The sequence below is a fragment of the Corynebacterium falsenii genome (assembly GCF_020099275.1).
Lineage (GTDB): Bacteria > Actinomycetota > Actinomycetes > Mycobacteriales > Mycobacteriaceae > Corynebacterium > Corynebacterium falsenii.
On sequence record NZ_CP083646.1, the window covers coordinates 2,532,868 to 2,557,784 of the forward strand.

The window sequence follows — 24,917 nt, forward strand, 5'->3', positions numbered from 1 at the left end:
GGAAACTCCTTAGTTATCGGACCAGCGCGCCGTCTCGAGGAAGCGGGCGGCCTCGCGGGCCTGGGCGCGCACGGCGGCGGGATCGTCGCCGGTCATGTTCACGTGGCCGATCTTACGGCGCGGCCGCCAGTCCTTGCCGTACATGTGGATCTTCGCGTTCGGGAAGCGCTGCCACACGGCATCCATGCGCTCGGTCATGGGCATCTGGGGGTCCTCGTCCGCACCGAGGACGTTGGCCATGACCGTCACCGGCGCCAGCGGTGCCGTGGAGCCCAGCGGGCGATCCAACACGGCGCGCAAGTGCTGCTCGAACTGGCTGGTCACGCAGCCATCCTGGGTCCAGTGGCCCGTGTTGTGCGGGCGCATCGCCAGCTCGTTGACGATGATTTCCGGCTGGCCCACCTCGTCCACGGTCTCGAACAACTCCACGGCCAGCACGCCCGTCACGCCCAGCTCCGCGGCGATCTCTCGGGACAGCCGCTCGGCCTGCTCCAGCAGGAACGGGGCCGTGTCCGGAGCCGGGGCGGTGGCCTCCACGCAGATGCCATCGCGCTGGACGGACTCCACCACGGGCCAGGACTCCACGGCCCCGGACGGCGTGCGGGCCACCATCGCGGACAGCTCGCGGACGAGGGTGACCTTCTTCTCGGCCATGAGCGGCACGCCTTTATCGAGCAGCTCGGCGACCAGCTGAGTAGCCTCCTCGGCGGAGCCGGGGAACCACACGCCTTTGCCGTCGTAGCCCCCACGACGGGCCTTGAGACAGACATGGCCGGAGGTGGCGTCGAAAAAACCGGCGATGTCCTCGGTGGACTCAATGGCCAGGAAGGGCGGCACCGGCGCCCCAAGCTCGCGGAGCTTCTTGCGCATGACCAGCTTGTCCTGCGCGTGGATGAGCGCGGCGGGCTGCGGCTGCACGTTGATACCCTGAGCGATGAGGTCATCGAGGAAGTCGTTGGGCACATGCTCGTGGTCGAAGGTCACCGCATCCGAGCCCTCGGAAACGGCCATGACGTGCTCGCGGTTCGTGTAATCCCCCAGCACCACGTCTGCGGTGACCTGCGCCGCCGACGCATCGGGGCGGCCGGCGAGCACGCGGGCGCTGAGGCCCAGCTCGATGCCGGCCTGCTGCATCATGCGGGCCAGCTGACCGTCGCCGATGATCGAGACCACATTCATCCCCGGCGCGTGGGCCTGGGGGCGGGCAAGGGAAAAATCAGCGGAAGGAGTCATCACGGTCCTTAACTATAGTGCGCACCAGGCGCGCGAACTTCTTGGCCTGCGGCACAGACTGCAGCACCACCGGCATCCGCTGCCCCACCACAAAGACGGACACGGTCGAGCCGGTCGAACGAGCATCCATGATCGCGTACATCGGAATCTCGGCGATGCGGCTGCGCACGTGCCCACTGGCGGTGATGAGCCGACGATCCGTGAGCACCATCCGCGAGCGCGCGCGGTAGATAAGGTGGCGGATGCAGCGCCGCCACGCCAGCCACAGCCACAGCACCACCAGGCCCCGGCGCAGCCAGAGCATCGGGGTGAGCAGCGGATCGTTCACGTAGAAGCGCACGTCGGACAACGGCGTGAACTCGTAGCCCACGTTCGCCATGGCCACGGAGGCGAAGTAGCGGTCAATGCCGCCGATACCCAGCCAGATCAGGCCCGTGATGAGCAGCAGCTCCAGCACAGGGAAGATGACCGAGCGGCGGGTGGGGCTGAGCTCGGCGAGCACCGGCTCGTCGGGGTCGAAGACAACCTTGCTCATCAGTAGGCACCTCCGTAATCCCCTGTGCCGTCCGGGCGCAGGTGCACGATCTCCCCGGCGCGCACCGTGTGGCGTTGGCCGTCCTCGGTGCGGATGATGAGCTCACCGTCGTCGTCGATGGCCACGGCCCTGCCCACCAGGGTCTTGTTACCCGGCAGGTGGGCGCGAACCTGAGTGTTGAGGGTGGAGGACAGCTCCCGGTAGCGCGGCAGAATCGTCTGCGGCGCCCCGCCGAGATTGCGCCACCGAGCGAGGTTTTCCGCCAAGGTCGTGAGGATCTCCACGGTAAAGTCCTCGCGGGAGGGCACGGTATCGCACAGAACCGCAATGGAGCTGGCGTGTTCCACGGGAATCTCGCCGGGCTGGAGGTCATAGTTCACGCCGAAGCCCAGAATGAGGGCCGCGTGGGGCTGCAGGTGGGCTGCCTCCACGAGGATGCCGGAAAGCTTGCGTCCCTCGTAGGTCACATCGTTCGGCCATTTCACCGTGGCGGCCAGGCCGCTGGAGGAACGCACGGCCTCCGCGATCGACAGCCCCGTGAGCAGCGGCAGCAGGCTGATCCGCTCCACCGGCACCTCCGTGACGCGAATAAGCACCGAGCAGATCACCTGACTGTGTGCCGGGGCGAAGAACGCCCGGCCCTTACGCCCGCGGCCGGCGGTCTGCTCCTCGGCGAGCAGCACGCTCATGTCCGGCAGCTCGTCGCTGAGGCGCACGCGGTCGGCAATATCGGTGTTCGTGGATCCGGTCTGCTCCACCACCTCCACGTGGCGATACCCCGCCTCGGCCAAGCGCTCACGCAGGGCAGCGGGGTCAAGAGGTGTGCGTGTGGGTTTATCCATGGTCATTGAGCTTACCGCCTCTTATTCCACGTAAACTATCCCCATGACTTCTTCCACGGACATGTCCACGACCGCCGGCAAGATCGCAGACCTGCGCGAACGCCTGGCGGAGACTCGCATCCCGGTCGGTGAAGATGCCGTGCGCGCCACGCACGAGGCCGGTCATTTGAGCGCCCGCGAGCGGGTGGAACACCTGCTCGATGACGGCAGCTTCGTGGAGACCGATGCCCTCGCCCGCCACCGCTCCACCGCGTTCGGCGCGGACCGCAAGCGCCCCGTGACCGATGGCATCGTGGCCGGTCACGGAACCATCGACGGCCGCCCGGTGTGCATCTTCTCCCAGGACAACACCATCTTCGACGGCCAGGTCGGCGAGACCGCGGGCGAGAAGATCCTCAAGATCGTGGAACTCGCCGTGAAGTCCGGCACCCCGCTAGTGGCCATCTACGATGGCGCCGGCGCGCGCATCAAGGACGGCATGGCCGCCCTCGAGTACTTCACGCGCATTTACCGCCTGCAGTCGCTGGCCTCCGGTGTGATCCCGCAGATCGCCCTCGTGGCGGGGCCGACCTCCGCGGCCCAGGTGCACGGGGTGTCCCTGTCGGACGTCATCATCGAAGTCGAGGGCGAGGGCCACCTGCAGCTCTCCGAGGCAGATGCCGCCTCCACCGCCACCGATGTCGCATCGGGTAATACGCATCTGGTGGCGTCGGATGAAACAACGGGCCTCGACCTCATCGCGGATGTGCTCAGCTACCTGCCCAGCAACAACCGCGCCATCCCCGCCCCGGCCGAGCCGAGCGCACCGGCAACCGAGCCCGCCACCCTGGATGGGATCATTCCCGATTCCGACGCCGCCAGCTACAGCGTCCGCGAGGTCCTCTCGGCGGTCGTCGACGAGGGCAGCGCCCTGGAGCTGCAACCGCAATTCGCCACCAACATGCTCACCGCACTGGCCAGGGTGGAGGGCCGTAGCGTGGGCATCGTGGCGAACCAGCCGGACGCGCTTGCCGGAGCCATCGACGCCGACGGTGCCGAGAAGGCCGCGCGCTTCATCCGCCTCTGCGACGCGTTCAACATCCCGCTGGTGAGCGTGGTGGACTGCCCCGGCTTCGCCCCTGACGAGGAGGGCGCGGGGCTCATCCGCCGCAGCGCGAAGCTCATCGGCGCGACCGCCGAGGCGACCGTGGGCAAGATCGCAATCGTCACCCGCAAGGCCTTCGGCTCCGCCTACCTGGCCTTCGGCGCCAAGCGGCTGGGCACCGACCTGGTGTACGCGTGGCCGACCGCGCAGATCGCCGTGGCCGATGCGGAGACCATCGCGCACGTCACGGGCAAGGACGAGGCCACGATCGCGGAGAAGCTGGTGAACCCGTACGCCGCCGCCGAGCGCGGGCTCGTGGATGCCGTGGTGCCGCCGCGGGAGACGCGCCAGCGGATCGCCGACGGGCTGCGGTTGCTCGAGCGCAAGGCCGAGGACCACTACCCTCGCAAGCACAACAACCTGCCCTTCTAGCCGAGAATTCCTGTAGCTATGACTGATTCTTCTGTGTACAAGGTCGTTAAGGGCCAGCTAGACGACACCCAGCTGCGCGCCCTGCACCGCACCCTCGACGGCATCGCCGAGCAGGCCCACGCCATGCGCCACGCCAAGCCGCACACCCGCGGCCACTTCGGCACGCACCACGCGCTGCACCACGCGAACCCGCTGGCTTTTCGCAACCCCCGACTGCCCAGGGCGTAGCTCATGCGCATCGTGTTGGCGAGTTCGTCCCCATCGCGGCTGTCGATCCTGCGCTCCGCGGGCGTGGAACCGATAGTTCGGGTCTCCCACGTCGATGAGCCGGCTGCCGCCGCGGAGCTCGATGACCCGACGCCCGCCGAGTACGTGCAGCATCTCGCCGCGGCGAAGGCCGAGGCTGTGGTTGGCGAGGACGGCGTGATCATCGGCGGCGATTCCATGCTGCTCATCGACGGCGAACTGCAGGGCAAGCCGCACACGGAACAGGAAACGATCGCGCGCTGGCAGCGGCAGCGGGGTCGCACCGCTGAGCTCATCACCGGTCACGCGCTGCTGCTGGTAGAAGGTGGCCGAGTGGTGGATAGGTACCAAGAAACCGCCGCCACCACGATCCACTTCGCCGACGCCACCGATGCCGACATCGCCGCCTATGCGGCCACCGGGGAACCGTTCGGCTGCGCCGGAGCCTTCACCCTAGAGGCGCTGGGCGGCTGGTTCATCGACCGCATCGAGGGCGACCCATCGTCGGTGATCGGGCTGTCCCTTCCCGTGGTGCGGCGCGGGCTGGCGGCCTTCGGCTACGGAGTATCCGATTTCTGGAACCGCACCGAGGGTCACTAGATTGGCCACAATGGGCTCCACAACAACCGCACGCTTCGCGGGCATCGACCTAGCACGCGCCATTGCCGTGCTGGGCATGTTCTGCATGCACACATTCGCGCACCGCTACCCGGATAACGACTGGTTGGCGCTGTTCGATGGGCGCGCATCCGTGCTGTTCGCCGTGTTGGCGGGCATTTCCGTGGTGTTCTTGACCCGCAGGCGCCGCGGACTGGCGATGGACCTGTCGCTGGCGATCCGCGGTGTGCTGCTGTTCGCGTTGGGCATTGCCCTATCGCAGCCGTCGGTGGGGCCGATCGTGATCCTCACGACGTATGGCGCGTTGTACGTGCTGTTCGCCCCGTGGATGTATCGGTTGCCCACGTGGGGCTTGGCGGTGCTGACTGGCGTGACGGCGGTGGGATCACCGATTCTCACGTGGGTGGTGCGGCCGCACCTCGATGCGCCCCCGATGTTCGGCACGGCGCTGACCCCGGAGATGCTCGCCGAGCACGAGTGGAGCGAGGCGACGCAAACGCTGTTTTTCACGGGTCTGTTTCCCGTGGTGACGTGGGTTCCGATCTTCGCTGCCGGCATGGTGATTGGCCGGTGCCTCTTCCGCGTGCGGGAGGTGCACCTCTGGCTCATGGCCGTCGGCGTGATCCTCGCTGCCGTGGCCATGGGAATTTCCCGCTGGTTCCTGCAGGTCAGCGATTTGACGCAGCGGGTGATTGACGCAAACCCCAACGGGCTGGCGGGGGCGGTGGAAATGTTCGACCACGCCTACGGCATCCCCCCGGGACAGACCGCGGGATGGCTGTGGGTGTACGTGCCTCACTCGGGATCCATTGTGGAGATTGTCGCCAGCATCGGAGCGTCCGCAGCCGTGATCGGCGCATGCCTGGCGCTGTGCTCGCGGGTGACTTGGCCGCTCTACCCGCTGCGAGCGCTGGGACGCATGCCGCTGACGGCCTACACTGCGCACATCATCTTCCTGGGCTATTTGGCAGAGCAAGGCCACAACATCGCGGAGCCGAACTACTCGTGGATCAACCTGCTGGTGCCCATTGGCTTCGCGACGGTATGGTTCTGGTTCTTCCGGCGCGGCCCGATGGAGGCCCTGCTCACGCGGACCTCCCGCCTGCCGTTTACTGTGATGAAGCGGCCTTAACCTCGCGCTGCTCTGGGCCGTTGTAGCTGGAGAGCGGGCGGATGAGGGCATTGTCGGCGTTCTGCTCGACCACATGGGCGGTCCAGCCGACCACGCGCGACATTACGAAGATCGGGGTGAAGAACGGGATGTCGATGCCCAGCATGTAGTACGTGGGGCCCGCCGGGAAGTCGAGGTTCGGCAAGATGCCGGTGCGCTCGGACATGGCGGACTGCATGTTGTCGTACATCTGCACCCACTTGTCGCCGTCGTGCACCTTCGCGGTGCGGCGCATGGCGGCCTCCATGGTGGGCACGCGCGAATCGCCCTTCTTGTACACGCGGTGGCCGAAGCCCATGACCTTGTTCTTCGCGTCGCACTGGTCGTTGACCCACTGTTCGGCATCCTCGGGATCGCCGACTTCGAGGAAGTTGTACATCACGGCCTCGTTGGCGCCGCCGTGGAGGGGTCCCTTGAGGGCGCCGATGGCTCCGGTGATGGCGGAGTAGACGTCGCTCATGGTGGAGGTGATGACGCGGCTGGTGAACGTGGAGGCGTTGAAGCCGTGCTCGGCGTAGAGGGTGAGGGATTGGTCAAATGCTTCCACGTCGTCCCGGTTGTTGGCGGGGCTGTCCTCGCCGTCGCCGAAGCACATGTAGAGGAAGTTCTCGGCGAAGCCGCGGTCGCGGCTCGGCGGGATGAACTCCTGGTTCCTGCGGCGGCGCAGGTCGCAGGCGATGATGGTGGGCAGCTTGGCCATGAGGTTGAGGCCGGTGCGGCGTACCGTCTCCGGATCGCGGTCGCTGGCCTCCAGGTCTTGGGTGCCGAAGACGCTCACGGCGGTGCGCACCACGTCCATGGGGTGCGCGGACTTCGGCATGGAGTTGATGAGGTCCAGCATGACGCGGTCCACGGTGCGTAGGGCGCGCTCGCGCTCGCGGAACTGGGCGGCCTCGCGCCAGTCGGGCAGCTCTCCGTGCCAGAGCAGGTAGGCCACGTCTTCGAACATGCAGTGCTCGGCGAGTTCCTCGACGGGGTAGCCGCGGTAGGTCAGTGAGTTGGTCTCCGGGTTGACCTTGGAGACACCGCTGATATCCACGACCACGCCGTTGAGGCCCTTGTTGATGTTCTTTGGGGTGCCTGTGGCGTTGTGGGTTGGGTCGGACTTTTGGCGCGGGGCGTCGAACTTGGTGCGCCCGCGGTCGAACTCGGCCTTCGAGACCTTGAACGGCTTGAATGAGCGTGGGTTAGTCATGGTGAGGTTCTCCTTTGAGTGAGGGTGAGGTTTAGAAGATGCCGCGGGGGATGGAGGGCGCCTTCGCGAGGATCGAGGGCTCAACGGAGACGTTGAGCTGGTAGAGGTCCTCGGGCTTGAGGTCGGCGGTGGATTCGGCGGCGTCGAGGAAGCGTTCCTGCTCCTTGTCGGAAACCACGCCTTCGGCGAGGGTGCGGAACTTCTTGATGTAGTCCTCGCGCTGGAACGGGCGAGCTCCCAGGGGGTGTGCGTCGGCGACGGCCAGTTCGTCCTCGATGACCGTGCCGTCCTTCATGGTGACAACCGCGCGGCAGCCGAAGGCCTTCTCGTTGGGGTCTTCAGAGTGGTAGCGGCGGGTCCACTCGGGGTCTTCCACGGTGGAGATCTTCTGCCACAGCTCAACGGTGGAGGGGCGCTGCGCGCGCTCGGGTGCGTAGCTGCGCTCGTGGTGCCACTCGCCGTCCTCGAGGGCCACGGCGAAGATGTACATCACGGAGTGGTCGAGAGTCTCGCGGCTGGCGTGCGGGTCGAACTTCTGAGGGTCGCCGCTACCGGTGCCGATGACGTAGTGGGTGTGGTGGCTGGTGTGCAGCACGATAGATTCCACGTCGTCGAGGTTGGGGATAGTCTCGCGCATGCGGCGGGCCAGGTCGATGGGCGCCTGGGACTGGTACTCGGCGGAGTGTTCCTTCGTGTAGGTCTCCATGATCCCGCGCTTGGGTTCGCCGGAGCCGGGCAGTTCGATGGTGTACTCGGCATCCGGGCCGTCGAGCAGCCAGGCGATGACTCCGTCCTCGCCTTCCCAGATGGGGGCGGGTGCGCCCTCGCCGCGCATGGCGCGATCCACGGATTCGACCGCCATCTTGCCGGCGAAGGCCGGGGCGTAGGCCTTCCAGGAGCTGATGAGACCCTTACGGGATTGGCGGGTGGCGGTGCTGGTGTGCAGTGCCTGACCGATGGCCTGGTAGATCACGTCCGGCTTGAGGCCGATGAGCGTGCCGATGCCTGCCGCGGCGGCGGGGGCGAGGTGGGCCACGTGGTCAATCTTGTGCTTGTGCAGGGAGATGGCCTTCACGAGGTCCACCTGCACCTCGTATCCGGTGGCGATCCCGCGGATGAGATCCTTGCCGCTGAGGTGGAGGTCGTCCGCGCGGTGCTGCGCCACGGCGAGGATGGAGGGAATGTTGTCGCCGGGGTGGGAGTATTCGGCGGCGAGGAACGTGTCGTGGAAGTCCAGTTCGCGGACGGCCACGCCGTTGGCCCAGGCGGCCCATTCGGGCGAGGTGGTGGCTCCGGAGCCGAACACGGCCGCGCGTCCGCCGGAGCGGGATAGTGCTTGGACGCGCGCGGAGGTTACGGGCCTGCGCAAGATCGAGGCCGATGCGACGGCGGCGTTATCGATGATGCGATTGATGACCATGTCGGTCACATCGCTGTCGATGGCCACGGGGTCTGCGGCCATCGTGGCGATCTTCCACGCCAAGTGTTCTTCCTGGGGAAAATCGTCTGCAGACTTGTGAACGCGGATCTCATGTGTGATCACTGGGTGTAAACCTCCTTGTATAGGTGACACCCATCACACTAATGATCCGCGTTCAATTGTGGGCGAGGTTTGTACTTTTTTGCACAAAACCTCCAGGCCAACTAATTAATTCTTGTTGGCTTCTTCAACGCGCTTGATGGCTTCTTCGGCCACCAATTGCTGTATTCCCATATCCAATTCGGAAGTGAATCCCACGCACGAGCAATTGATTTCGCCCAGGACGTAGGTATCGGAGCCGTCATCCGCATCGGCGAGCATGAAGTCGGCGGTCCAAATCAGCGGGATATTGTCGCCGCCGAGCTTCTGGGCGATGACCGGGCGAGCCTCGGCGAACATGTCCACCAGCTCCTGCCATGCTTCCGGCTTGTCGTAGGTGTACTTCGCGCCGGAGAACAGGGTGGCGGAGAAGTTGTCACCGCCGGCTGCGGGCTTCTTGTGCACCACAAAGACAGGGTGCGGACCCACGAGGAGGATGCGAATCTCGCCCTCGACGATGCGGGGCATGAAGCGCATGTCTACGAGCATGCCGTTGTCGCCCACGATGTACTGGTCGCAGAAGTCCATGAACTCGCCGAGCTCGCGAATCTCGGTGTGGTTGTCCACGGCTTCGGTGCACTTCAGCTTGGTGTCCAGCGGCAATTCGGTGCCGGGCTCAACGGACTTGGCCAGCTCCTTGTCCTCGAGCTGCACGCGCCAGATGCCGGAGCCGGTGGAGCCACGGTTCTGCTTGAGCACGCGCTCGCCGTAGGACAGGGTCTTCGGGAAGGTCTTGTGGAACTCTTCCACGGTGTAGTACGCCGCGGTGTCCTCAGGAACCAGGTCGGTCTTGTTGAGCTTGACCAGCGCATCCTTGGCGCCGTATGCCATCATCTCTTCCGGAGTGGACATGCCCACCAAGCCGGCTTCGTTCGACAGCTTGGTCAGCATGTCGAAGTAGCCCTTCTCGCCGCCGGGGATGTGTCCGGGGTTCACGCGGGAAATGTAGGCATCGTAGTTCTTCGAGACCTCGTCGTAGATCTCGTCGGCCTTGTTCGGGTCGAAGTAGGTTACTTCTGCGCCCCAGCCCTTGTCGCGGATGGCTTCGACGATGGGCATGGTGTCCTTGCGGTGCCCATCCTCCCCCTTGTCATTTCCGCCCTCAACTTCAAAAACAACAATATTCTTATGCAAGGAACTGTCCTTCCTCCAGTGAGTGTTCCTACGCTTTTAAATATATGCCTGTTAAATATCTTCAGCACTCTGAGAAGAACGTGTGAGAGCAATATCGCTACCCCTATTACCCCTCGACGTGGCACGGGTTACAATCTTGTGTGATCGAAAGGCAGGCCCCCATGGGAATTGAGCAGGACCCGAGCTCGCAATTGGACCAGTTCGCGGACAGAAACAAGCTGGTCACCAACGCGTGGCTTGGCGCGAAGCTGGGCACGCCCGGCTTGAAGGTCGTAGAAAGCGATGAGGATTCGCTGCTCTATGACATTGGCCACATCCCCACCGCTGTGCGCATCACCTGGGATCGTGAGCTGTCCGATTCCCTCATTCGCGATGTGATCAGCCCGGAAGACTTCGCCCGTCTCATGGATGACAAGGGCATCTCCCGGGACGATACCGTGGTCATCTACGGCGATTACTCGAATCTCTGGGCGGTCTACACCCTGTGGATTTTCGAGTTGTTCGGCCACCCCGACGTTCGACTCCTCGATGGTGGCCGGGATGCGTGGATGCAGGAGGAGCGGGAAATCTCCTACGAGTTTCCCGTCTCCCGCGTCTCCGGCTACCCGGTGACGGATCGGGACGATGCCACGCACCGCATCTTCGTCGATGAGCTGCGGGATCAGGTGGAGTCCACGCAGATCCTCGATTTGCGCGATGCGGCCGATTTCAACGGCGAGGACACTGCCTCGGCGGCGGAGATCAGCCGTCGCGGCCACATCCCCGGCGCGGTGAAAATCAGCGCCGACGCCTCACTTCACCCCAACTCCCGGTTCCGATCGGTCGACCAGCTCCGTGCTGTCCACGAGGGCCTGGATCCCGAACGACCCACCGTGGTCTATTGCAACAATGGCGGCCGCGCGGCCCAGGAGTGGTTCGTGCTGCGTTACCTGTTGGGCTGGACCAATGTGCGCGTCTACGACGGCTCGTGGGTGGAGTGGGGCAACATGATGCGGATGCCGATTGAGCGGAAACACCAGGGTTATTCGATACGATAGGGCGCGTAGTAGCGTCTATACGTTAGCCACAAGCAATTCACTGACACTGGAGGACAACAGGTGACCGATAACGCTGGCAGGATCACGAAGGTTCTGATCGCCAACCGGGGCGAGATTGCCATCCGAGTGATCCGCGCTGCACGCGACGAAGGTATCGCCAGCGTTGCCGTGTACGCGGAACCGGACGCAGATGCCCCGTTTGTGCGCATGGCCGACGAGGCATTCGCGCTGGGCGGTCAGACGTCCGCGGAGTCGTACCTCGACATCGACAAGGTCATCAACGCCGCTAAGGCCACCGGCGCGGACGCTGTGCATCCTGGTTATGGCTTCCTGTCGGAGAATGCCGACTTCGCCCAGGCCGTCGAGGATGCCGGGCTGACGTGGATCGGCCCCAGCCCGGAGGCGATCCGAAAGCTCGGCGATAAGGTCACCGCCCGCAACATCGCCACCGCCGTGGACGCGCCCATGGCCCCCGGCACGAAGGAGCCGGTCAAGGATGCCGATGAGGTGGTGGAGTTCGCCCGCACCCACGGCCTGCCGGTCGCCGTGAAGGCCGCGTTCGGCGGCGGCGGTCGCGGCATGAAGGTGGCCTACACCATCGAGGAGATCCCAGACCTGTTCGAGTCCGCCACGCGCGAGGCCATCACCGCATTCGGCCGCGGCGAGTGCTACGTGGAGCGTTACCTCGATAAGGCTCGCCACGTGGAGGCCCAGGTGGTCGCCGATAAGCACGGCAACATTGTGGTGGCCTCCACCCGCGATTGCTCGCTGCAGCGCCGCTTCCAGAAGCTCGTGGAGGAGGCCCCCGCGCCCTTCCTCACCAAGGAGCAGAACAAGCGGATCTACGAGTCCGCCAAGGCCATCTGCTCGGAGGCCGGGTACTACGGCGCCGGCACAGTGGAGTACCTCGTGGGTTCGGACGGGCTCATCAGCTTCCTCGAGGTCAATACCCGCCTGCAGGTGGAGCACCCCGTCACGGAGCAGGTCACGGGCTGGGATCTCGTCCGCGAGCAGTTCCGCATCGCCAACGGCCTGCCGCTGTCCCGCACCGAAGACCCCGCCATCTCCGGCCATGCCATCGAATTCCGCATCAACGGCGAGGATGCCGCGCAGGACTTCATGCCAGCCCCCGGCCGTATTCAGCGATACAGCGAGCCCTCCGGCCCGGGCGTGCGCATGGATTCTGGCATCGAGGAAGGCTCCGTGATCGGCGGGCAGTTCGATTCGATGCTCGCCAAGCTCATCGTCACCGGACAGGATCGTGACGAGGCCCTGGCCCGTTCCCGCCGCGCGCTCAGCGAGTACGTGGTCGAGGGCCTGCCCACCGTCATCCCCTTCCACCAAGCCGTACTCAACGATCCGGCATTCACCGCCGCCGAGGGGCACTTTGGGGTGTACACCCGCTGGATCGAGGAGGAGTGGAACAACACCATCGCCCCGTACGAGGATCCGCTGGACATCGCTGACGCGACCGATGCCGCCCTGCCCAAGGAGACCATCGTGGTGGAGATCGATGGTCGCCGCGTGGAGGTCGTGGTGCCGGGTGAGTTGCTCGCGGCTCGCGGCAGCGTGCAGCGTGCCCGCAAGCGCCGGGCCGATGCCGGGGATATCGCCATCACCGGCGATACCGTCGCTGCCCCCATGCAGGGCACCGTCATCAAGGTGGATGTCGCCGAAGGCGACCAGGTCGCCGAGGGTGACACTATTCTTGTTCTCGAGGCCATGAAGATGGAGAACGCGGTCAAGGCGCACAAGTCGGGTGTGATCACTTCCCTGACGATCAGCGCCGGCGATGGCGTCACCAAAAATCAGGCGCTGCTCGACATTGCCGATCCAGAGGACGAAACCGCATGACCCACGAGACCCCCGAACCCACCCCGACCAAACGCCGTGGTGTGCTGCCGAAAAGCACCCTTGCCCTCGGCATTGGCTTGCTGATCGTTGCCTTCGTCGCCGGCCTGGTTGCCACGATGAACGTAAAGAACTTCTCCGAGGGCTACGACGTTCAGGCGAACAAGCAGTACTACCTGCTGGCAAACAAGGAGGCTCTGTCCTCGACGTACTGCCAGCCGCTGGACGCCAACGGCCAGGACGTCAGCTCCGCGATCGAGGATGCGCAGCCCACGGTCGATGGCGATAACTTGAGCATCGACAACATCGCGCTTCCGTTCGCCTCGCCCAAGGGCGTGTACGCCACGGTGGCCTTCAACAAGAACATCCCCGGCGCTCGCTACGTGTGCGATAAGGGCACGAACTACATCTCCACGTTTTCTGCCGGCACCCTGCAGGCGCTGCGGTGGGTCACGATGCTCGCCGGTGGCGCCGGCATCGCCATGCTGCTGATCGCGCTGTTCACGCAGCTGGCGCGCAGGGACGCTGCCGATGGTTGATCATCTGGCCAACCAACTCACCGGAACGCTCGCGAAGTGGACGAAGTCCAAGCGCGGCTACGTGATGTCTGTTGACCAGGGCACCACGTCCACGCGGTGCATCATATTCGACGCCAAAGGCTGCATCGTCTCGGTGAGTCAACTGGAGCACAAGCAGATTTTTCCGGAGCCCGGCTGGGTGGAGCATGACCCGGATGAGATCCGGAAGAATAGCCGCCGCGTGATGGCCGATGCCGCAGCGCGGGCCGATATCTCGGCCGACGAGATCGCGGCGGTGGGGATCACGAACCAGCGCGAAACCACGGTGGTGTGGGACCGCGAGACTGGCAAGCCAGTGTACAACGCGATCGTGTGGCAGGATACGCGCACGGACGAGATCGTGGACGGCCTCAGTGACGAGCAGAAGCAGATGTTCCTCGAGCGCACGGGTCTGCCGGCCTCGACGTATTTCAGTGGTCCGAAGATCCGCTGGATCTTGGACAATGTGGAGGGCGTGCGGGAGCGCGCGGAGAACGGCGAGCTGGCGTTTGGCACGATCGATTCGTGGCTGATCTGGGAGTTCACGCGGCGCTCGCGCAGAGGCGGGAAGGCCGAGGAATCCCAGGGGCGGGCGCAGCACGTCACGGATGTGACCAATGCATCTCGCACAATGCTCATGGACTTAAAGACCCAGAAGTGGGATCCGGAGCTGTGCGAGGCACTGGGGATCCCGATGAGCATGCTGCCGGAGATTGTCAGTTCCTCCGAGGTGGTCGGAAAGATCCGGCGCACCGGGCCGGTGCAGGGCGTGCCAATCAGCGGCATTCTCGGCGACCAGCAGGCCGCGACGTTCGGCCAGGCGTGTTTGGAGCCGGGCGAGGCGAAGAACACCTATGGCACGGGCAACTTCCTGCTGCTCAACACGGGCACGGAGCCGCAGTGGTCGGAGCACGGCTTGATTACCACCATCGCCTACCGGATCGGCAACTCCCCCGCGGTCTACGCCCTGGAGGGGTCGATCGCGGTGACGGGGTCGTTGGTGCAGTGGCTGCGGGACAACCTGGGGTTCTTCAACAAGGCCGAGGAGATCGAGCCGCTGGCACGGTCCGTGAAGGATAACGGTGGCTGCTACGTGGTGCCAGCGTTTTCCGGCCTGCTGGCGCCGCATTGGCGCCCGGAGGCGCGCGGCGTGATCGCGGGGTTGACGCGCTATGTCACCAAGGCCCACATCGCACGGGCCGCGCTTGAGGCCACGGCGTTCCAGACACGCGAGGTCGTGGAGGCATTAAACGCCGATTCGGGTGTGCCGCTGACCTGTTTGAAGGTCGATGGGGGCATGGTGGCCAACTCGCTGCTCATGCAGTTCCAGGCCGATCAGCTGGGCGTGCCAGTGATTGTCCCCAAGGTGTCGGAGACCACGGCACTGGGTGCGGCCTATGCCGCCGGTTTGGCCGTGGGCTTCTTCTCGGACCTCGATGAGATCCGATCACTGTGGAAAGAGGAGCACACCTATACTCCCGAGGCCGATAAAGACGAGCGAGATCATGCCTTCGCCAACTGGAACGAGGCGGTCACGCGCACGTTCGGCTGGGCGACGGCCACGAAGCGCCGAGGTTAGCGCACGTCTCGCAGCACGGCGTCGAGGAGGGGCAGCGCCTCAGAGAGTTGGCGACGCTCGTCGGCGGTGAGGTTTCGTTCGAGCTGCTGGGTGAGCCAGTCGTTGCGGCTCGCGCGCACGTCGCGCAGCATGATCGCGCCCGCGTCCGTGAGGCGTAGTTCGTGGCGGCGCTTGTCCTCGGCGTCCTGGTGCACGTCGACGAGGCCGGCTTCGCGGAGCTGGCTGACGGTCTTGTTCATCGACTGCGGGCGTACGTGCTCGAGGCGGGCGAGCTCGGCGCTGGTGAGGCCGGGCGTGGTGTTGAGGTACGCGAGAACGGTCTCCTGCCCGGGTGGCAGCTTTTCTGCCACGTAGGGCTCGGTGCGGAAGGCGCGAAGGTAGGCACCGACGAGTGCACGGATATTCTTGGACAGTTCTTGGGCACTGCTGGACATATTGACAGCCTAACTGATCAGGTGTACTTAATACAGAGGCGGGTTGCCGCCGCACACCATTCACCCAACCCCCCGAAGGAAGTCCGTGACCACCACCACGCCTGAACGTCTGCCCCTCACGGCGGTCATGAACCACGCCCTTACCCCCATCATCATGGGCGTGCTGATGGCCCTGGCGTACTTTGGCGGCTTCCACAACCCGCAGCCACATGAGGTTCCCGTGGCGGTCGTCGGAGCACCGGACGTCGCAGGGCCGGTCAGCGCTGATCTCCAAGCGGTACTCAACGACAAGGTCGAACTGTCCACCGTGCCCACCCCGGAGGAGGCGGAGAGCGAACTGCAGCACCTCACCTTGTCCGGGGCATTCATCCCCGGTGCGACGAGCAACACGCTCATGGTCGCCAGCGCCTCCTCGGAGTCGACCACCCAGGCCGTGGAGCGCATCTTCCGCGCCGTCTCCACGCAACAGGGCAAGATTCTGCAGGTCAAGGACTTAGCACCCCTCAACGACAATGACCCGGTGGGGCAAAACGCCTTCTTCTACCTGGTGGCCCTTTCCGTGACGTCCTACGCCTGCTCGATCGCCATCGCCGCCGCCGGATCAACCCGCACGTTCTGGGAGCGCATCCTCCTCGGCGCGGCTGCAGCCCTAGGCATCTCGGCGCTTATGACGATCATCGCCAGCGCCGGATTCGGGATGTTCGCCGGGCACCGCCTGGCCATCTTCGGGCTGACGTGGCTGTACTCCACGGCGGTGATGTTCTTCGGCATCGGCATGCACCCCATCTTCAAGCGCTTCTCCACCCTCGTCTTTGCCACCTGCTTCGTGGGCCTGAACTTCACCTCCAGCGGCGGGGTGTTCGAGCCGGTCATGCAGCCGGGATTCTTCGGATGGCTGCACGATTTCTGGATCGGCGCCGGGTTCTCCGAGGCAGCCAAGAAGGTGATGTACTTCCCCGACGTAACGATGGGAGCGCAGATGTCCATCCTGTTCGGCTGGTTGGTGCTGGGCGTGATTGCGCTGGTAGCCGGATACTCCACCGAACGCCACCAGCACACCGTGGAATACCTCCGCGTGGCCGTGGAGGACGGGCACCGTCAGCGAGTAGAGGTCGATTCCGCCACCGAGGAGGAACTCGAGAGCGACGTCGCCGTGTAACGCCATGCGACAACACCTAACGGTGTACGTAGAAATCTATTAGACTGTGGCTTATGCCCGCCGAGAAGCCAGGAATCCGCGTCAGTGATCAAGAACGCTCCGATGCCATGTCCGCCCTGGGGGCACACTTTGCTCAGGGACGGCTCGACATCGTCGAATACGAAGAGCGCATAACCACCGCCACGGCGGCGCGCAGCCGCCACGAGCTCGACGAGCTCTTCTACGACCTTCCTCCCCTCACCGCGCAGGCGGACCTCGTTCCGTTCTACTCGGCGGCGGAAATCGAAAAGGCGCACCAGCGCGGTGCCAAGCCGAAGCTCGGAATCACGCTATTGAGCATAATCGTCGCCCTCGCGGGAATCATCGCTACCAGCGCGATGCCCAACGCAGACGCCTGGGGAGCCGCATTCGTGCTGCTACCGCCTGCAGTCTTCGTGCTGCTCTACGTCATGAAGGTCGGCCCGGAATCGTGGCACGCGCCGAGCCCGAAGCAGCTGGATCGCCAGCGCCTCGCCGCACTCCGCGCGGAGCACCGCTTCCAAAAGGAACAGCAGCGCCAACTGCGCAGGCAGAAGACCGATCAGCTGCAACAGCAGGTGCTCAGCTACGCGGAAAAGCGGCTGTTCAAGAACTAGCGGAACTGATCGATCACGCCGGCGAACAGGCGGATGCCCACGGTCAGCGCCCGCTCATCGAAGATAATGTCCGGCTGATGGAGATCCGGCTTCTCCCCCTGGCCGTTCCACGTACCCAGGCGCGCCATGGAGCCCGGGATGTGCTCCAAGTACCAGCTGAAATCCTCTCCACCCGAGGACTGCGGGGCCTCCCGCAGGGCGTTCGGATCCACGGCCTTGACGGCCTCGGCAATGGCTGCACTGGAGGCGTCGTCGTTGGTGACCGGCGGCACGCCCTTCGTGTAGCGGATTTCCATCTGGGCTCCTGTGGGAGCCACGATCTGCTCCAGCAACTCGGTCAGCAGCGCCTGACCCTTGCGCCACACGCCCACCTCTGCGGTGCGGAACGTTCCCAGCAGGCGCACCTCCTGCGGGATCGCGTTGAAGGTGGAACCCCCGTTGATTGCGCCAAAGGTCACCACCGTGCCGGAGCGCGGATCCACCCGGCGCGCGAGGATGCCGGGAAGCTGCGTGGCAATAAGACCCGCGGCGTACACCAGGTCGGCCGTGAGGTGCGGGCGCGACGTGTGCCCGCCCGTGCCACGCAGGATGATCTCCACCACGTCACTGGCGGAGGTGATGGGGCCCGTGCGCACGCCAATCTCGCCCGTCTTCAGCTTCGGCTCGCAGTGGACGGCGAAGATGCGGCTAACGCCCTCCAGGGCACCCGCCGCGATGACCTGGGTCGCTCCCCCGTCCATAACCTCTTCGGCGGGCTGGAAGATCAATCGCACGCGCACCCCAAGGGAATCCTCCCCGTAGGTCGCCACGTACTCCGCAAGGGCTCCCGCGAGACCCAAGACAATCGTGGTGTGCATATCGTGCCCACAGGCGTGCATGACACCCGGCACCTCGGAGGCACAATCTAAGCCCGTGACTTCGTTGAGCGGTAGGGCGTCGATATCCGCACGAAAAGCGATCATGTGCTCATCGGACGGTCCGATATCAACGGTCAGTCCCGTGGTGGAGGGCAGCGCCTCTGGGTGCAGCCCGAACCCACGCAGCGTCTCCAACAGAAACTCGGTGGTCTCGTGCTCCATGTGGGACAACTCCGGGTTGCGGTGCAGATGGCGGCGCCACTCCACCACGCGGTCGTGATTCCTCCCCAACCATTGGTTGACGAATGAAGCCACCGGCACTGTCGTCCCGCTCGTTTCCACGCTTATCCACTTCTTCCCGTTTTCGAACTGACCTATCCATACTACCGCCCTTGGGTATCCTTAATCTCTATGACCGCTACACAACGATCACCCCAGGCGACCGACCCCTACGAGGTGGCCCGCGAGGCCGCCGAGGCCCTGCGCGACACGCTCAAAGTGCCCACCTTTGACGCGGCAGTGGTCCTCGGATCCGGGTGGAAACCCGCAGCCGACGTGATGACCGCGCAGGCTGAAACGGTCCACGAGTTTCCTATGTCTGACCTGCCGGGATTCCTCCCTCCCACCGCCGAAGGCCACGGCGGCACGGTCCGCTACGCCAACCTGGGCGGCAAGCACATCCTCGTGCTTCTCGGCCGCACCCACGCCTACGAGGGCCACGAGCTGTGGCGCACCACCCACGCCGTGCGCACCGCGGCCGCCGCCGGCGTGAAGACCGTCGTTCTCACCAACGCCGCCGGTGGCCTCACTGAGGGCATGGAGGTCGGCGAGCCCGTGCTCATCGCCGATCACATCAACTTCACCGCACGCACCCCGCTGCAGGGCGCGAACTTCGTCAACCTCGTGGATGCCTACGCGCCGCACTTGCGGGAGAAGGTCACCAAGCTTCGGCCCGGTATGCGCGAGGCCGTGTACGCCATGATGCCCGGGCCGCAGTACGAAACCCCGGCGGAGATCCACATGCTCCGCACCCTCGGCGCCGGACTGGTGGGCATGTCGACCGTTTACGAGACCATCGCCGCCCGCGAGGCCGGAGTGGATGTGCTCGGCATATCGTTGGTCACCAACCTCGCGGCCGGCGTGACCGGAGAGCCGCTCAACCACGAGGAAGTGCTCGCCGCGGGTAAGGCCGCCGCCCAGGACATGGGAGAGCTGCTCGCCCAGCTCGTGGAGTCGCTATGAGTCAGCTGACCTTCGGCACCGCCGGGATACGCGCCCACGTGGGCCCCGGCGCGGATCGGATGAACGTGGGCACCGTCACCCGCGCCACCGCCGGGGTGGCCGAGTGGTTGCGCACCCACCGCAGCGCCCTCTCCCCCGATGGTGTGTTCCGCATCGCCGTCGGATTCGACGCCCGCTACGGCTCCCACGCCTTCGCGCGCGCCACTGCGGAAACATTCGCCGGCGCTGGCTTCGATGTGACCTTGAATGCCGAGCCAGCCCCCACACCGGTGCTCGCCTGGCTGGTGCGCTCACGCAACTTCGACGCGGGAGTGCAGATCACCGCCTCGCACAATCCGGCTGAGGATAACGGCTACAAGCTCTACCTCGTCGGCGGTGCGCAGATCGTCTCCCCCGTCGATCGCGAGATCGAGCAGTGTATCAACGCTCAACCGACGGACCCCGCGCACATTCCCCGGTCCGAGGCCAAGAACCTCGACATGTCCGTGGTGTCCGGTTACGTCACCGCCATCAGTTCGCTCGTCGCCACCGGCGAGCAGCGCGTGCTGGCTCCGCGGCGCAAACTCAAGATCCTCTACACGCCCCTGCACGGCGTGGGCGGCAACGCAATGGAATGGGCACTGCGCCTCAACGGCTTCGGCAACGTCCACTGCGTCCCATCGCAGCGCTGGCCAGACCCCACATTCCCCACCGTTTCCTTCCCCAACCCCGAGGAGCCCGGCGCCACCGACGCGCTCCTCGCCGAAGCGCGAGAGGTGGGCGCGGACCTGCTCATCGCCTTGGACCCGGATGCCGACCGCTGCATGCTCGGAATCCACGACGGGGACTACCGGATGCTGCGGGGAGATGAAACTGGTCCGCTACTGGCGAAGTATGTGCTGGGGAGGCTGGTGGCGTTGGGGATAAAACCTGTGGTGGCGACGACCGTCGTGAGTTCCCAATTGCTCGGCCGGATGGCGCGCGCCGAAGGGTGGGACTATGTGGAGACGCTGACCGGGTTCAAACACCTGGCGCGGGCGGCGGATCATCGGCCCGGCGAGCTGGCGTTTGCCTACGAAGAAGCGATCGGTACGGCACCGACGCCGTGGTTGGTGGCGGACAAGGACGGCATCGCGACGGCCCTCATCGCGGCGGCATGGGCGGCCGAGCTGAGCGAGAAGGGCCGTAGCCTCGCCGACGAGCTGGCGGACATCGAGGAGACCTACGGTGTGTTCCGAACGGCGCAGGTCAGCGTGCGCACGGGATCGCGCGCGGAGGTGGAAAAGCTCATCGCGCAGTGCGCCGAGCAGCCACCCGAGGCGCTGGGAGATGTGCCCGTGACGGCGGGGCCACTCACGGACTCCACCGGCAACACCGGAGCCGGGGTTCGCCTGACCGGAAGTACGGACGCGGTGGCGGTGCGGGTCATCGCGCGGGCCTCAGGAACGGAAACGAAGGCGAAGTTCTACGTGGAGGTCTCGGGGTCAGACCGCGCCGAGGTCGAGCAGGTACTCAACCGAGTGATCGCGGACGTCAACGAGCTCACGTACCACTAGAGATCCATGTTGCGTGGGCCGTAGAGGCGATCGCCCGCGTCGCCGAGGCCGGGGACGATGTAGGCATCCTCGTTGAGCGCCGGATCGATGGTGGCGGTGATGAGGCGCTTGACGGGCAGGCCGGACTCCACGAGGGCATCCACGCCCGGCTGGGCGGAGACCATGCAGATGCAGGTGATATCGTCCGCGCCACGAGCCGCCAGCAGACGGATCGCGTGGAGCAGGGACCCACCGGTGGCGAGCATCGGGTCGACGAGGAACACGGGCTGGCCGGACAGATCCTGCGGGAGTGCCTCGAGGTAGGGCACGGGCTCGTGGGTCTCTTCATCGCGGGCGAGGCCGATGAAGCCGACCTGCGCATCCGGGATCATGGACAGCGCCGGGTCGATCATGCCCAGGCCAGCGCGGATGACTGGGACGATGATCGGGGGTTTTTGCAGGCGGTAGCCCTCGGCGGTATCGACAGGGGTGTCTACGTCGAAGGTCTCGACCTGCAGGTCCACGCTGGCTTCGTAGACCAGCATGGTGCCGAGATCCGCGAGGGCGGCCCGGAAGGCTGCGTTGTTGCTGTTCTTATCTCTCATGATGGTGAGGCGCGAGGCCGCCAGAGGGTGCTTGACCACCTGAATATCCATAGGTTCTCAGTGTACTGAAAGAACCTGCGATGCCAGCGCGTCGGTGGCGGGGTGTGAACCTTTCCCCGACCGGCGGGGTCTAATGGTGCATGAGTTATCTAAGTACCGACACCACAGACCTTGCCCACCTGGGGGCACGGGCCGAATCCATTGCCTGGGCTGCACGATCCCACCGCGCTGCCGTTCCCATGACGGGCGCGTTCTCCCCTGCTGCGCAGGCATGCGCTGCGGCGGTGGAGCGGGCGCGGATGGCTCATGCGCAGGCCGTGGCCCGTTCGGGGAGCTTTTTCTCCGACGCCGCCACGGGCCTGCACACACTCTGCCGCGAATTGGGTGACCACGAAGCAGCGTATTCCGGGAGCTTCGCCTCCACGGGGGTGGGGTAAATGATTGATCTGGGAACCTTGCTGCGCCCCATTGAGCAGGTAGTGCCGTCACCGCTGCTAGGCGGCGCTTCGGCCGTGGTGGCGGACTTGGATTCGGCGGAGGGGCGGGCGCTGCTGGAATCCATGAGTGTGCTGGCTACCCAGGCTATTGCGGGTGCTGCCGGGGAGGCTATCACCGCGTCACTGGGAAACGAGGCTGCGGTGCTGGGCCAAGTCCTCGATGCGGGCCACGAGGTGGATGACGTGGCGTGGGAGGCGGAGGCTGTGGTGCAGGCCGCGATCCGGGACCTCACGGCCATCGCCGGGGATTGCCTAGCTGAGCTGAGCTCCGTGGCTCCCGCCACAATGATGAACCCAATGGCGGCGGGCACGACACTGCTACCAATTGCCCTCCGGCACTGGGAACGCGCCGAGGTGCGGTATCAGCAGATGGAGGCAGAGCTGACGGAGCTGACGCAGCTGGTTGAGCGGGTGGAGATTCCTGTGGAGCATTCGGAGGTGGTGCAGGCAGCGCAGCCGGATGCGCCAACTGACACGGCCCCGCCGAGCAGCGGCCAGGCGAGCGCGGCCGTCGCGGCGGCGAAATCCGCTCTAGGCACGCCGTACCAGTGGGGTGGGACAACCCCGGGTCAGGGTCTGGACTGCAGCGGGTTGACGCAGTGGGCCTACGCCCAGGCCGGCGTGGATATCCCCCGCACGGCCGAAGCTCAGGCAATTGGTCCGCAGATCCCCCGCGATCAGGTCCAACCTGGGGATCTGGCGGTGTGGGATGGCCACGTGGCCATGGTCGTGGAGGACGGCCAGATGATCGAGGCGGGCGATCCGGTGCAGATCAACCCGATTCGACAGGACAATATCGGCATGACATTCAGGGGCTTCTACCGCCCAACGGCGGCATAGGGAAATAGGGAGGCAGAGCGATGGTGCGTCACACTGGTGGACTGGCTCGGGTTGTGACCCAACCGGAGCCTCGGGAGTACCTGCTGGCCCAATTCTTGGGCGAAGAACCGGCAACGGTACCGGCGGTTCTCACCAACGAACTGCGGCAGCGCAGTGAGGTGGTCGAAGAAAAGTAACGGGGTGACGGGTAGAATTCAGCTTCATGGCAGCAGATAAAGGCATGAAAACATTCGGAACGGGCATCGTGGCTCTAGAAATGGAGCTCACCAGCGGAACCTGGTACACACTGTGGGCTCCGAACTGGATCGTCAAGGGCGAAGCATGGCAGGCTTTCCTGGGCGACGATGACAACCTGTTCGTGTTTCGCAACCCCGCTCACCTGCTCGCGTTCATCAACGATGGTGGCCGCAACGAACTAGCCGATCACCCCAAGTGGCCCGAGTTCGCCAAGAACTTGGCCATCAACGTGGTGCCCACATCGAAGACCACCGTGAGCTTGGTCGAACTACCCCGCCAGCTGGCCCAGCGCCCTGGCTACGAATCCACCATGGCGGTGACGCGTGGTTTCGACCTGCTTCGTTCCTTCGGCAGCGTGCTGGGCATCAGCAGCATCAACACGTGGTTCAGCTCCTACTCCATCCTCAACAACACCCGGCGCGGCGCCGATCACTACCAGTCCCAAACGGGGCAGGAGGAATGGTCCGCCGTGGGCCGCACAGTGGTCGACCGGTGGGCCACGATGCTCGACGACATTGAGGACTACCTGAGCTCCCCCGAGATCGAGGAAGACAAGATCACCCAGGCTCAGAACGATATCGACGCAGCGGAAAAGGCCCGCGAGGAGAAGCGCGCCGCTCTCGCCAAGAAGGAAGAGGAAGCTGCCGAGGAGGCCGATCCCTACGACTCCACGCTTTGGGCGGAGGTGGGCATCGACCCGATCCGCATCAGCATGGACGGACAGTACGTCTACACCCTGCGCTGCTATGTGGATGGCAAACCGCGATTCCTGGGTAGCCACGGCCAGATCAACACCTTCCCCAACTCGCGCTCGCTCGTGCGCTGGCTCATTGACGCACCCGAGCACGATTTGGATCAGCTCAGCACGTGGGGCGATGTGCTCACTGCAGCCAACGCCGGCGAGCTCGAAGTCACGGTGCACGAATCCAACCAATACTCGTTCACCGGGCTGCGGGAAGACATTGGAACGTCCATCGAAGCCGTGGACACCAAGCAGCTAGGTCGCGCTTATGAGCTTCTAGCGGATGCCGCAGACTGGGCCGGAGACGACGGCGTGAACGAGGTTCTGCTGGCCTACCCGGAGCTGCAGAACTACCTGGCCTACATGCTGGGCTCCCCCAGCGAAGGAACTCCGTCTGCTCCTTTCGATAAGGAAGTCAAGGGCTGGAAAGCCCTGGAAGACGGACTGATCAAGCGCTTCACGAAGTTCTGATCGCACCCAGAATAGACACACAATAGGCAAAGGCCCCGCAGGCTCAAGGGAGAAAAACCTGCGGGGCCTTTGGCCTCGACTGATCTCAAGAGGAAGAACCCGCCCTAGGCAGGGCGGTTGCGAGAGAACTACTCCTGAGTTGCGGCAGCAGCGTCGGTTGCCTCAGCACCAGCGTTAGCAGCGTCGGTGGCACCAGCAGCAGCGTCACCAGCGCCAGCAGCGGCATCGCCGGCACCAGCAGCAGCGTCACCGGCACCTGCAGCAGCGTCGCCAGCCTCGGAGGAGGAGTCGATTGCCGAGGAGCCGAGGTCAACAACGCCGCCAACCGTGTTCAAGATGGCCTGAGCCAGCTTAGACCAGTTGCCGGAGATGGCGCTGAAAACGATGTCGATGATGTTGCCGCCGAGGTCTACGATCTGATCGATCATGAGGGGTGTTTCCTTTCCACATTTTCCCGTTGGGCTGTTGCCCTAGGACACACAGTAACAACCCCAACCCGCTGTTGAACACGTACAAAAGTATCTACTTTTCGGCCTTCTGAGGGATACTTTCGTACACACCCATCCGGGGGAGAATAGCGCGGTAAGAAAC

26 protein-coding genes are annotated in these 24,917 nt (G+C 64.9%); 16 read left to right on the forward strand and 10 right to left on the reverse strand.

Annotated features, from left to right (window positions below; all coding sequences use genetic code 11):
* Positions 1-9 precede the first annotated feature (9 nt).
* Genes LA343_RS10950 through LA343_RS10960 form a run of 3 tightly spaced genes read right to left on the reverse strand, consistent with a single transcriptional unit; the run spans position 10 to position 2,610 of the window.
* Complete coding sequence (locus LA343_RS10950; protein ID WP_039910965.1) at positions 10-1,233, reverse strand: 5-(carboxyamino)imidazole ribonucleotide synthase; 1,224 nt, start codon at positions 1,231-1,233, stop codon at positions 10-12.
* Positions 1,217-1,768 (reverse strand): hypothetical protein, encoded by a 552-nt coding sequence (locus LA343_RS10955; RefSeq protein ID WP_025403376.1) that lies wholly within the window; start codon positions 1,766-1,768, stop codon positions 1,217-1,219. The genes LA343_RS10950 and LA343_RS10955 overlap by 17 nt, the downstream gene beginning before the upstream one ends.
* Positions 1,768-2,610, reverse strand: a complete 843-nt coding sequence (locus LA343_RS10960) for a biotin--[acetyl-CoA-carboxylase] ligase (protein WP_025403377.1) — start codon at positions 2,608-2,610, stop codon at positions 1,768-1,770. Before LA343_RS10960 ends, LA343_RS10955 begins: the two co-directional genes overlap by 1 nt.
* A gap of 43 nt (positions 2,611-2,653) precedes the next feature.
* On the opposite strand from LA343_RS10960, the gene LA343_RS10965 reads away from it, so the two are divergent.
* From LA343_RS10965 to LA343_RS10980, 4 genes are read left to right on the forward strand one after another with little or no spacing between them, the layout of a single operon-like run.
* Positions 2,654-4,126, forward strand: coding sequence for an acyl-CoA carboxylase subunit beta (locus tag LA343_RS10965; RefSeq protein WP_025403378.1), 1,473 nt, complete (start codon positions 2,654-2,656; stop codon positions 4,124-4,126).
* Between the two features lie 18 nt (positions 4,127-4,144).
* Entirely contained in the window at positions 4,145-4,354 is a 210-nt protein-coding gene (locus LA343_RS10970; protein ID WP_025403379.1) for a hypothetical protein, read from the forward strand.
* A 3-nt stretch (positions 4,355-4,357) separates the two neighbouring features.
* Positions 4,358-4,972: a nucleoside triphosphate pyrophosphatase gene (locus LA343_RS10975; RefSeq protein ID WP_039910966.1), complete on the forward strand. Its 615-nt coding sequence runs from the start codon at positions 4,358-4,360 to the stop codon at positions 4,970-4,972.
* Positions 4,973-4,982: 10 nt separating this feature from the next.
* Positions 4,983-6,122, forward strand: a complete 1,140-nt coding sequence (locus tag LA343_RS10980; protein ID WP_025403381.1) for a DUF418 domain-containing protein — start codon at positions 4,983-4,985, stop codon at positions 6,120-6,122.
* Here LA343_RS10980 and LA343_RS10985 read toward each other — a convergent pair.
* From LA343_RS10985 to LA343_RS10995, 3 genes are all read right to left on the reverse strand, one after another.
* On the reverse strand, positions 6,100-7,356 hold the full coding sequence (locus LA343_RS10985; RefSeq protein WP_025403382.1) for a bifunctional 2-methylcitrate synthase/citrate synthase: 1,257 nt from the start codon (positions 7,354-7,356) through the stop codon (positions 6,100-6,102). The genes LA343_RS10980 and LA343_RS10985 overlap by 23 nt on opposite strands.
* A 31-nt stretch (positions 7,357-7,387) precedes the next feature.
* Positions 7,388-8,899: an MmgE/PrpD family protein gene (locus LA343_RS10990; RefSeq protein ID WP_025403383.1), complete on the reverse strand. Its 1,512-nt coding sequence runs from the start codon at positions 8,897-8,899 to the stop codon at positions 7,388-7,390.
* A gap of 105 nt (positions 8,900-9,004) precedes the next feature.
* A complete protein-coding gene (locus tag LA343_RS10995; protein WP_025403384.1) occupies positions 9,005-10,069 on the reverse strand; it encodes a Cj0069 family protein in 1,065 nt (354 codons plus the stop codon).
* Positions 10,070-10,230: 161 nt separating this feature from the next.
* On the opposite strand from LA343_RS10995, the gene LA343_RS11000 reads away from it, so the two are divergent.
* Genes LA343_RS11000 through glpK form a run of 4 tightly spaced genes read left to right on the forward strand, consistent with a single transcriptional unit; the run spans position 10,231 to position 15,093 of the window.
* Positions 10,231-11,106, forward strand: a complete 876-nt coding sequence (locus tag LA343_RS11000) for a sulfurtransferase (RefSeq protein ID WP_025403385.1) — start codon at positions 10,231-10,233, stop codon at positions 11,104-11,106.
* A 60-nt stretch (positions 11,107-11,166) separates the two neighbouring features.
* The gene (locus LA343_RS11005) at positions 11,167-12,960 is read left to right on the forward strand and encodes an acetyl/propionyl/methylcrotonyl-CoA carboxylase subunit alpha (protein WP_025403386.1); all 1,794 of its coding nucleotides are present in this window, start codon (positions 11,167-11,169) and stop codon (positions 12,958-12,960) included.
* Positions 12,957-13,496, forward strand: a complete 540-nt coding sequence (locus LA343_RS11010) for a hypothetical protein (RefSeq protein WP_025403387.1) — start codon at positions 12,957-12,959, stop codon at positions 13,494-13,496. Before LA343_RS11005 ends, LA343_RS11010 begins: the two co-directional genes overlap by 4 nt.
* Entirely contained in the window at positions 13,489-15,093 is a 1,605-nt protein-coding gene (gene glpK, locus LA343_RS11015) for a glycerol kinase GlpK (RefSeq protein WP_025403388.1), read from the forward strand. Before LA343_RS11010 ends, glpK begins: the two co-directional genes overlap by 8 nt.
* Here the strand turns inward: glpK and LA343_RS11020 are convergent.
* Positions 15,090-15,527, reverse strand: coding sequence for a MarR family winged helix-turn-helix transcriptional regulator (locus LA343_RS11020; protein ID WP_025403389.1), 438 nt, complete (start codon positions 15,525-15,527; stop codon positions 15,090-15,092). The genes glpK and LA343_RS11020 overlap by 4 nt on opposite strands.
* Before the next feature lie 85 nt (positions 15,528-15,612).
* Between LA343_RS11020 and LA343_RS11025 the strand changes: the two genes are divergently transcribed.
* Entirely contained in the window at positions 15,613-16,686 is a 1,074-nt protein-coding gene (locus LA343_RS11025; RefSeq protein WP_025403390.1) for a hypothetical protein, read from the forward strand.
* A 53-nt stretch (positions 16,687-16,739) separates the two neighbouring features.
* Positions 16,740-17,321, forward strand: a complete 582-nt coding sequence (locus LA343_RS11030; protein WP_025403391.1) for a DUF1707 SHOCT-like domain-containing protein — start codon at positions 16,740-16,742, stop codon at positions 17,319-17,321.
* Here the strand turns inward: LA343_RS11030 and LA343_RS11035 are convergent.
* Positions 17,318-18,493, reverse strand: coding sequence for an amidohydrolase (locus tag LA343_RS11035; RefSeq protein ID WP_224208383.1), 1,176 nt, complete (start codon positions 18,491-18,493; stop codon positions 17,318-17,320). The genes LA343_RS11030 and LA343_RS11035 overlap by 4 nt on opposite strands.
* Positions 18,494-18,589: 96 nt before the next feature.
* On the opposite strand from LA343_RS11035, the gene LA343_RS11040 reads away from it, so the two are divergent.
* Together LA343_RS11040 and LA343_RS11045 are read left to right on the forward strand one after the other, a co-directional pair.
* Complete coding sequence (locus LA343_RS11040) at positions 18,590-19,420, forward strand: purine-nucleoside phosphorylase (RefSeq protein ID WP_025403393.1); 831 nt, start codon at positions 18,590-18,592, stop codon at positions 19,418-19,420.
* Positions 19,417-20,955: a phospho-sugar mutase gene (locus LA343_RS11045; RefSeq protein ID WP_025403394.1), complete on the forward strand. Its 1,539-nt coding sequence runs from the start codon at positions 19,417-19,419 to the stop codon at positions 20,953-20,955. Before LA343_RS11040 ends, LA343_RS11045 begins: the two co-directional genes overlap by 4 nt.
* Here LA343_RS11045 and upp read toward each other — a convergent pair.
* Entirely contained in the window at positions 20,952-21,590 is a 639-nt protein-coding gene (gene upp / locus LA343_RS11050; protein WP_025403395.1) for a uracil phosphoribosyltransferase, read from the reverse strand. The genes LA343_RS11045 and upp overlap by 4 nt on opposite strands.
* 89 nt (positions 21,591-21,679) lie before the next feature.
* Between upp and LA343_RS11055 the strand changes: the two genes are divergently transcribed.
* From LA343_RS11055 to LA343_RS11070, 4 genes are read left to right on the forward strand one after another with little or no spacing between them, the layout of a single operon-like run.
* Positions 21,680-21,976 (forward strand): hypothetical protein, encoded by a 297-nt coding sequence (locus LA343_RS11055; protein ID WP_025403396.1) that lies wholly within the window; start codon positions 21,680-21,682, stop codon positions 21,974-21,976.
* A complete protein-coding gene (locus LA343_RS11060) occupies positions 21,977-22,876 on the forward strand; it encodes a C40 family peptidase (RefSeq protein ID WP_025403397.1) in 900 nt (299 codons plus the stop codon).
* 20 nt (positions 22,877-22,896) lie between these two features.
* On the forward strand, positions 22,897-23,052 hold the full coding sequence (locus LA343_RS11065) for a hypothetical protein (RefSeq protein WP_182840894.1): 156 nt from the start codon (positions 22,897-22,899) through the stop codon (positions 23,050-23,052).
* Positions 23,053-23,078: 26 nt separating this feature from the next.
* The gene (locus LA343_RS11070) at positions 23,079-24,326 is read left to right on the forward strand and encodes a hypothetical protein (RefSeq protein WP_025403398.1); all 1,248 of its coding nucleotides are present in this window, start codon (positions 23,079-23,081) and stop codon (positions 24,324-24,326) included.
* Positions 24,327-24,454: 128 nt separating this feature from the next.
* On the opposite strand, the gene LA343_RS11075 is transcribed toward LA343_RS11070, so the two are convergent.
* Positions 24,455-24,754, reverse strand: a complete 300-nt coding sequence (locus LA343_RS11075) for a beta-class phenol-soluble modulin (protein WP_025403399.1) — start codon at positions 24,752-24,754, stop codon at positions 24,455-24,457.
* Between the last annotated feature and the right edge of the window lie 163 nt (positions 24,755-24,917).